Here is a 7784-nt window from a genome sequence, read left to right on the forward strand (position 1 = left end):
TGTCGCCGGACTACGCGAAACGCTGCGCAGCACCGCCGTTGCACGCCTGGAGCTTCAGCGGGTCCTTCGCCGACGCGAGCGTCAGGCAGAGCCCGGTGGCGGCCGCCGGACGCAGAGTGCCCGACTCCTTCACGAACTTCTGGTTCGCCGCACCCGAGCAGTCCCACAGGATGAGCGTGGCGCCCGCCTTGTACTCCGCGCCCGGCACGTCCAGGCAGCGGTCGTGGCTGAGTTCCGTACGCACCGTCCGCTCGGCGGCGTCGTACCACCAGTCCTGGTTCCGGCCGCCGTGGCAGTCCCAGCCGGTGACCTCGGTGCCGTTACGGGTCACCGACGCCGGGACGTCGACACACGTTCCGGTGGCCTCGTTCTTCAGCGGGTCGAACACGTCGTCCCAGGCGACCGGCTGGAGCACCGGCCTGCCGGCACTCGCCGGGTCGGCGCAGCTCGCCTCGCGCGCCCCGGAGTTGTAGATCTGGGTCAGGCAGGAGGCGAAGGCCCCGTGTCCGGCCAGGTTGGGGTGGAAGGACTGGCGTACCGAATTCTCGTCCGGCAGGCCCGGCTTGGTCACGTCGATGTACAGGCCGCGGGCCCAGGTGGTCTGGGTGCAGACCTCGTGACCATGGAAGAGGCGGGAGTTGTCGAGGTAGACGGCGCCCGTGGAGGCGGCTGCCTTGCGCATACCCACCTCGAAGGCGGGTACGGCCGCGTTACGGCCCCAGACGGTGTCGGAGTCGTACCCCAGACCGCCACAGGCGATCTTCCCGGGGAAGTCCGGGTTGTCACGGAAGTCGGGGCCGATCGGGCTCGGGTAGCCCATGACGACGAGCTTGTAGTCGCCGTTGGCGTAACCGGCGTCCGTCATGACAGTGCGCAGGTCGCGTACGGTCTGTTCGACCTTGGGGACGAGCGCGTCGACCCGGGCCTGCCAGCCGCCGGTGTACTTGGACTCGCAGGGGCCCTGGAGGGTGAGGTAGCGGACGACGCAGTCCGTCATGACCGGACCGAACTGGAGGTCGTCGTTGGCCCCGGCCACCAGCACGATCATCTTGATGCGGGTGTTGCGGGCCTTCACGGCGAGGCTGTCGCTCTGGACCAGCTCGTCGGCGTACTGCTTGGAACCACCGATTCTGATGTTCCCGGTATAGGCACCGGAGCAGGAGACGTTGTACGTGACGTCCGCCGCGATGCCCGTGCGGTGGATGGCTGCGTCGGGTGACCGGTGGCACCAGTTGTCCGGGCCGTTGGTGCCGGATTCGTACGTGCCGACGCCCTCGCCGGAGATCTCGCTGTCGCCGAGCGAGATCAGCCCGGTCTTGCGGTCGGCGAGCGGCCGCTCGGCGGGGCTGCCGTACAGCTGGGTGGCTTCCGCGGCCCGGACGGCTTCGAGATCGGGCGGGAGCGGGGTGGATGCGGTAGTGGTGGTACGGGTTTCCGCCGCGCCCGCCGGTCCGGCGACCGCCATGGAGCCGATGGTCGCCGCCAGTGCGGCGGCGGCCGCGACCGTACAGCGAAGTGCGCGAAGTCTGTGCCTGGTGCGCCTCATTGCGCCTCCCGGATTGTGGGGTTACCCCAGGTATTTACTGGTCGGTAGGCCACAAGGGAATACATAGAACAAGACAAGTGCTCATCTTTTCAGGAGGTTTGAAACATGGACGGTTCGTCAGGCACCACTTCAGGCACCACATCGGGCACCAGTTCCGGCACCCCGCGGTACCGCATCGAGCACGATTCGATGGGGGAGGTGAAGGTCCCCGAGCACGCCAAGTGGCGGGCCCAGACCCAACGCGCCGTGGAGAACTTCCCCATCTCCGGGCAGCGCCTGGAGCGGTCCCACATCGAGGCCCTGGCCCGGATCAAGGCCGCCGCCGCCAAGGTCAACGCGGAACTGAAGGTCCTCGACCCGGACATCGCCACCGCGATCCAGGAGGCCGCCGCCGAGGTCGCCGAGGGCCGCTGGGACGAGCACTTCCCCGTCGACGTCTTCCAGACGGGGTCCGGCACCTCGTCCAACATGAACACCAACGAGGTCGTCGCGACGCTCGCCACCGAACGCCTGGGCCGCGAGGTCCACCCCAACGACCACGTCAACGCCTCGCAGTCCTCCAACGACGTCTTCCCCTCCTCCATCCACATCGCAGCGACCGCCGCCGTCACCGCGGACCTGATCCCCGCGCTCGACCATCTGGCGGCCGCGCTGGAGCGAAAATCGGCCGAATTTTCGGAGGTCGTGAAGTCGGGCCGTACGCACCTGATGGACGCCACACCCGTCACCCTGGGCCAGGAGTTCGGCGGTTACGCGGCGCAGATCCGGTACGGCGTCGAGCGCCTGCGGTCCTCGCTCCCCCGCCTCGCCGAACTGCCCCTGGGCGGCACGGCGGTCGGCACCGGCATCAACACCCCGCCCGGCTTCTCCGCCGCCGTCATCGCCGAGGTCGCCCGCACCACCGGGCTGCCGCTCACCGAGGCCCGCGACCACTTCGAGGCACAGGGGGCCAGGGACGGACTGGTCGAGGCGTCCGGGCAGCTCCGCACGATCGCGGTCTCCCTGACGAAGATCTCCAACGATCTGCGCTGGATGGCCTCGGGCCCGCGCACCGGACTGGCCGAGATCAATCTGCCGGACCTCCAGCCGGGCTCGTCGATCATGCCGGGCAAGGTCAATCCGGTCATCCCGGAGGCCGTGCTGATGGTCGCCGCACAGGTGATGGGGAACGACGCCACGGTCGCCACCGCGGGCGCCGCGGGCAACTTCGAGCTCAACGTGATGCTGCCCGTGATCGCGAAGAACGTGCTGGAGTCGGTACGGCTGCTCGCCAACGCCTCCCGGCTCCTCGCCGACCGCACGGTCGACGGCATCACGGCCAATGCGGAACGGGCCCGTATGTACGCGGAGTCCTCGCCCTCCGTCGTGACCCCGCTCAACAAGTACATCGGCTACGAGGAGGCGGCGAAGGTCGCCAAGAAGTCCCTCGCGCAGGGCACGACCATCCGCGAAACGGTGCTGGCCTCGGGATATGTCCAGCGCGGCGACCTCACGGTGGAACAACTCGACGAGGCTCTGGACGTGTTGCGCATGACCCGCCCGTGACGCGTATCGCAGCGGGCGGGCGATCGCGTCTCTAAGATCTCTTCATGACAGGCATGACAGGTACGGGAGAGGGCGCGCGCTGGGTGCCGGGGGACCGGATCCTCTGGCGCTACCGCGACAACGGTGGCAGTGACCGCGGCAACGGCGACGGGAGCGGCCGGCGGGCCGTGCACATCTGCCGTCCTGTCACCGTCGTCCAGGACACCGCCGAGCTGCTCGCCGTGTGGATGGCGCCGGGCACCGAATGCGTGAGACCGGTCCTCGCCGACGGCACCCAGGTGCACGCCGAGCCGCTCGCCACCCGCTACACCGCGCCCCGCACCACGACCCGCTCGACGTGGTTCGGCACCGGCGTGCTGAAGCTGGCCCGGCCCGGCGACCCCTGGTCGGTGTGGCTGTTCTGGGACCGCGGCTGGACCTTCCGCAACTGGTACGTGAATCTGGAGGAGCCGCTCGTCCGCTGGTCCGGCGGCGTCGACTCCGAGGATCACTTTCTCGACATCTCCGTGAACCCCGACCACACCTGGCGTTGGCTCGACGAGGACGAATTCGCCCAGGCGCAGCGAGTCGGCCTGATGGACCGGGCCACAGCGGAGCGGGTGCGGGAGGCGGGCCGCTCGGCCGTCGAGGTCATCCAGGAGTGGGGGACGCCGTTCCGGGACGGCTGGGAGCACTGGCGGCCCGAGCCGCACTGGCAGATTCCCCCGCTGCCGGATGACTGGGACCGCACCCCGGCCCATATGCCGTCGTGAGATCCTTGGACCGACCACAAGTCGACGCACGAACCGTACGGACCGCTCGGGCCACACAGCCCGGAGCGGGCCGCACGCTCGCATGAACCACTACGAGGGGGTGGAGACATGCTCGCTGTCCGCCGCCCCTTCGCGGGAAACGATGTCGCCGCGCCAGATCCCGAGCAGCCGGTTTCGGCCCCGCGTACGGGGGCATCCGGTGACAGCCGTTGTTCTTACCGCTCTTGCCGGGGCACAGTAGCGCCCCACGAGGTGACTGCCTCATACAACCGGCCCGGACGGACGGAATCCCACGCGTGACGGAGCATCCCACCTCCCACGAAGGCCGGCAGCCCCTCGCGGCCCGGTCTCAGGAGCGCACCCGCCCGCGGCAGCAGGACGCCGCGACGGCGACCCCTGCCACCGCCGCGATCCCCGGACCGGCCGCCGCGCCGAACCCCGGGCCGAACCCCGTACCGCACGCCTCGACGAAGCCGGCCACGACGGCGGCGGACGCCCAGGCCGCGGCCCGTCGCGAAGGCGACCGGCTGCGCTTCGTGGGGGCGGCGACCCGCCGCATCGCCCGGGGCATAGACCTGGACGAGATCGTCCTCGGCCTGTGCCGGGCCAGCGTGCCGACCTTCTCCGACGCGATACTCGTCTATCTCCGCGACCCGCTTCCGGTCGGCGACGAGCGCCCTGTCACCCCGTTCGTCCTACGGCTGCGCCGTACCGACCGGCTGCGTTTAGCCGACGAGGAGAACGAGAACAGCCCGGAGACCGAGCGTCTCCGGCTGCCCGGTGCCGACCCCCAGTCCGACCTCATGCCCGCGGCCGAACTGTGCGAGGTCCGCTCGGGCGGTGCGCTGGCCGAGGTGCTGCGCGGAGTACGGCCCGTCTTCGGGGACTCCGCGGCGGCGCGCGCCGCGCTGCCCGAACTGCTCGGGCCCGGACGTGCCGTGCCCACAGGACACCGCGCGATCCTGGCGCCGCTGCGCGGGCGGCGGCGGGTCATCGGCGCGGCCGTCTTCCTGCGCGGCACCGAGCGCCCGGCGTTCGAGGCCAACGATCTGCTGGTCGCTGCCCAGCTGGCGACCCACACCGCGCTCGGCATCGACAAGGCCGTGCTGTACGGCCGTGAGGCGTACATCGCCGACGAGCTCCAGCGCACCATGCTGCCCGATTCGCTGCCGCAGCCGACCGGTGTCCGCCTCGCCTCCCGGTATCTGCCGGCCGCCGAGACGGCCCGCGTCGGCGGCGACTGGTACGACGCGATCCCGCTGCCCGGCAGCCGGGTCGCCCTCGTCGTCGGCGACGTCATGGGCCACTCCATGACGTCCGCGGCGATCATGGGCCAGCTGCGCACGACCGCGCAGACACTGGCCGGGCTCGACCTGCCGCCGCAGGAGGTGCTGCACCACCTGGACGAGCAGGCGCAGCGGCTCGGCAGCGACCGCATGGCGACCTGCCTGTACGCGGTGTACGACCCGGTCGCGCACCGGATCACCATCGCCAACGCCGGCCACCCGCCGCCCGTCCTGCTCCACCTGGGCGGCCGGGCCGAGGTGCTGCGGGTGCCCCCGGGCGCCCCGATCGGTGTCGGCGGAGTCGACTTCGAGGCGGTGGAACTGGACGCGCCCGCGGGAGCCACGCTCCTGCTGTACACGGACGGTCTGGTCGAGTCCCGGCTGCGGGACGTGTGGACCGGGATCGAGCAGCTGCGCGAGCGGCTGGCCGCCACCGCCCGGCTGACCGGCCCCGACCATGCGCCCCCGCTGGAAGCGCTCTGCGACGACGTGCTCGACATGCTCGGCCCGGGCGACCGGGACGACGACATCGCGCTGCTCGCCGCCCGCTTCGACGGGATCGCGCCCAGCGATGTCGCGTACTGGTTCCTGGAGCCGGAGAACGAGGCACCGGGCCGGGCCCGCAGGCTGGCCCGCAGGGCGCTCAGCCGGTGGGGCCTCGACGAGCTGTCGGACGAGGTGGAACTGCTGGTCAGCGAGGTGGTGACCAACGCCGTGCGGTACGCGGAGCGGCCGGTGACCCTGCGTCTCCTGCGCACGGACATCCTGCGCTGCGAGGTCGGCGACGACTCCCCGCAGCTGCCCAGGCAGCGGCGGGCCAGGGAGACGGACGAGGGCGGACGAGGACTGTTCCTGGTGAACCGCCTGGCCAGGCGGTGGGGGGCCACCCGGCTCTCGACCGGCAAGGTGGTCTGGTTCGAGATGGCCACCCGCAGCCCGTAACCGCAGCCCGTAACCGAAGCCAGTAAGGGGCCGGGCCCCGGAGCACGACTCCGGGGCCCGGCCCCGGGCGCCGCCAAATGTTGCCGTCCTCAGGGTGGCGGAGTTGACTTCTGTCGTGAACGAAGCGACCGGACCGACACCCCCACCGACCGGAGGACGCTCTCGTGACCGAGAAATCCGAACAGGTTCCGTACACGACGAACAACGCCGGTATCCCGGTGGAGAGCGACGAGCACTCGCTCACCGTGGGTACCGACGGACCGATCCTGCTCCAGGACCACTACCTCATCGAGAAGATGGCGCAGTTCAACCGGGAACGGGTCCCGGAGCGGGTGGTCCACGCCAAGGGCTCGGGCGCGTACGGCACGTTCCGCGTGACGAACGATGTCAGCCAGTTCACCAAGGCCGACCTCCTGCAGCCGGGCAAGCAGACCGCGATGCTCGCCCGCTTCTCCACGGTCGCCGGTGAACAGGGTTCGCCCGACACCTGGCGCGACCCCCGCGGCTTCGCGCTGAAGTTCTACACCGAGCAGGGCAACTACGACATGGTCGGCAACAACACGCCGGTCTTCTTCGTCCGTGACCCGATGAAGTTCCAGGACTTCATCCGCTCGCAGAAGCGCCGCCCGGACAGCGCGGTGCGCGACCACGACATGCAGTGGGACTTCTGGACCCTGTCCCCCGAGTCCGCGCACATGGTGACGTGGCTGATGGGCGACCGGGGCATCCCGAAGACGTACCGCAATATGAACGGCTACAGCTCGCACACCTATATGTGGGTGAACGCGGGCGGCGAGCGCTTCTGGGTGAAGTACCGGTTCAAGACGGACCAGGGCATCGACTTCTACACACAGGCCGACGCCGACGCGATGGCCGGGATCGACGGCGACGTCCACCGCCGCGACCTGTTCGAGTCCATCAAGCGCGGCGACCATCCGAGCTGGACCCTGTATGTCCAGATCATGCCGTTCGATGACGCGCCGGACTACCGGTTCAACCCGTTCGATCTCACCAAGGTGTGGCCGCATGCCGACTACCCGGAGATCGAAGTCGGCCGGATGACCCTGAACGAGAATCCCGAGGACTTCTTCGTCCATATCGAGCAGGCGTCCTTCGAACCGTCGAACCTGGTGCCCGGCATCGGTCCTTCGCCGGACAAGATGCTGCTCGGCCGGCTCTTCTCGTACCCGGACACCCACCGCTACCGGATCGGCCCGAACTACGCGCAACTGCCGCCCAACCGGCCGCGCTTCGGCGTCAACTCGTACGCCAAGGACGGACCCATGCGGTACGAGCCCTCGCGTACGGGTGCGGTGTACGCGCCGAACTCGTACGGCGGCCCCGCCGCGGACACCGCGCGCTACGGCGACCCGGCGGGCTGGGCCACGGCGGGCGAGATGGTCCACGAGGCGTACAAACTGCACCGCGAGGACGACGACTGGGGCCAGGCGGGCACGATGGTGCGCACGGTGCTGGACGACGCGGCGCGCGACCGGCTGGTGTCCAACATCTCCGGTCATCTGCTGGACGGTGTGAGCCGCCCGGTCCTGGACCGGGCGCTGCAGTACTGGCGCAACGTCGACAAGGAGCTGGGCGACCGGATCGCGAAGAAGGTCAACGGCGGCTGACCCCGGCCACCCGGAAGGTACGAAGGAGGGGCGGTGCCCGCGGGCACCGCCCACCCGGAAGGTACGAAGGAGGGGCGGCTGTCTC

5 protein-coding genes are annotated in these 7784 nt (G+C 70.1%); 4 read left to right on the top strand and 1 reads right to left on the bottom strand.

The genetic code is table 11. The features are described from left to right. Positions 1–10: 10 nt before the first annotated feature. Positions 11–1546, bottom strand: a complete 1536-nt coding sequence (locus ACFT7S_RS36635) for a ricin-type beta-trefoil lectin domain protein (RefSeq protein ID WP_382740220.1) — start codon at positions 1544–1546, stop codon at positions 11–13. Positions 1547–1651: 105 nt separating this feature from the next. On the opposite strand from ACFT7S_RS36635, the gene ACFT7S_RS36640 reads away from it, so the two are divergent. From ACFT7S_RS36640 to ACFT7S_RS36655, 4 genes are all read left to right on the top strand, one after another. Then, positions 1652–3091, top strand: coding sequence for a class II fumarate hydratase (locus ACFT7S_RS36640; protein WP_382740223.1), 1440 nt, complete (start codon positions 1652–1654; stop codon positions 3089–3091). 53 nt (positions 3092–3144) lie between these two features. Beyond that, a complete protein-coding gene (locus tag ACFT7S_RS36645) occupies positions 3145–3843 on the top strand; it encodes a DUF402 domain-containing protein (protein WP_382740234.1) in 699 nt (232 codons plus the stop codon). A gap of 296 nt (positions 3844–4139) precedes the next feature. After that, a complete protein-coding gene (locus ACFT7S_RS36650) occupies positions 4140–6071 on the top strand; it encodes a SpoIIE family protein phosphatase (protein WP_382740227.1) in 1932 nt (643 codons plus the stop codon). A 164-nt stretch (positions 6072–6235) separates the two neighbouring features. After that, positions 6236–7699, top strand: a complete 1464-nt coding sequence (locus ACFT7S_RS36655) for a catalase (protein ID WP_382740229.1) — start codon at positions 6236–6238, stop codon at positions 7697–7699. Positions 7700–7784 lie beyond the last annotated feature (85 nt).

The sequence above is a fragment of the Streptomyces sp. NPDC057136 genome (assembly GCF_042670885.1).
Classification (GTDB): domain Bacteria; phylum Actinomycetota; class Actinomycetes; order Streptomycetales; family Streptomycetaceae; genus Streptomyces.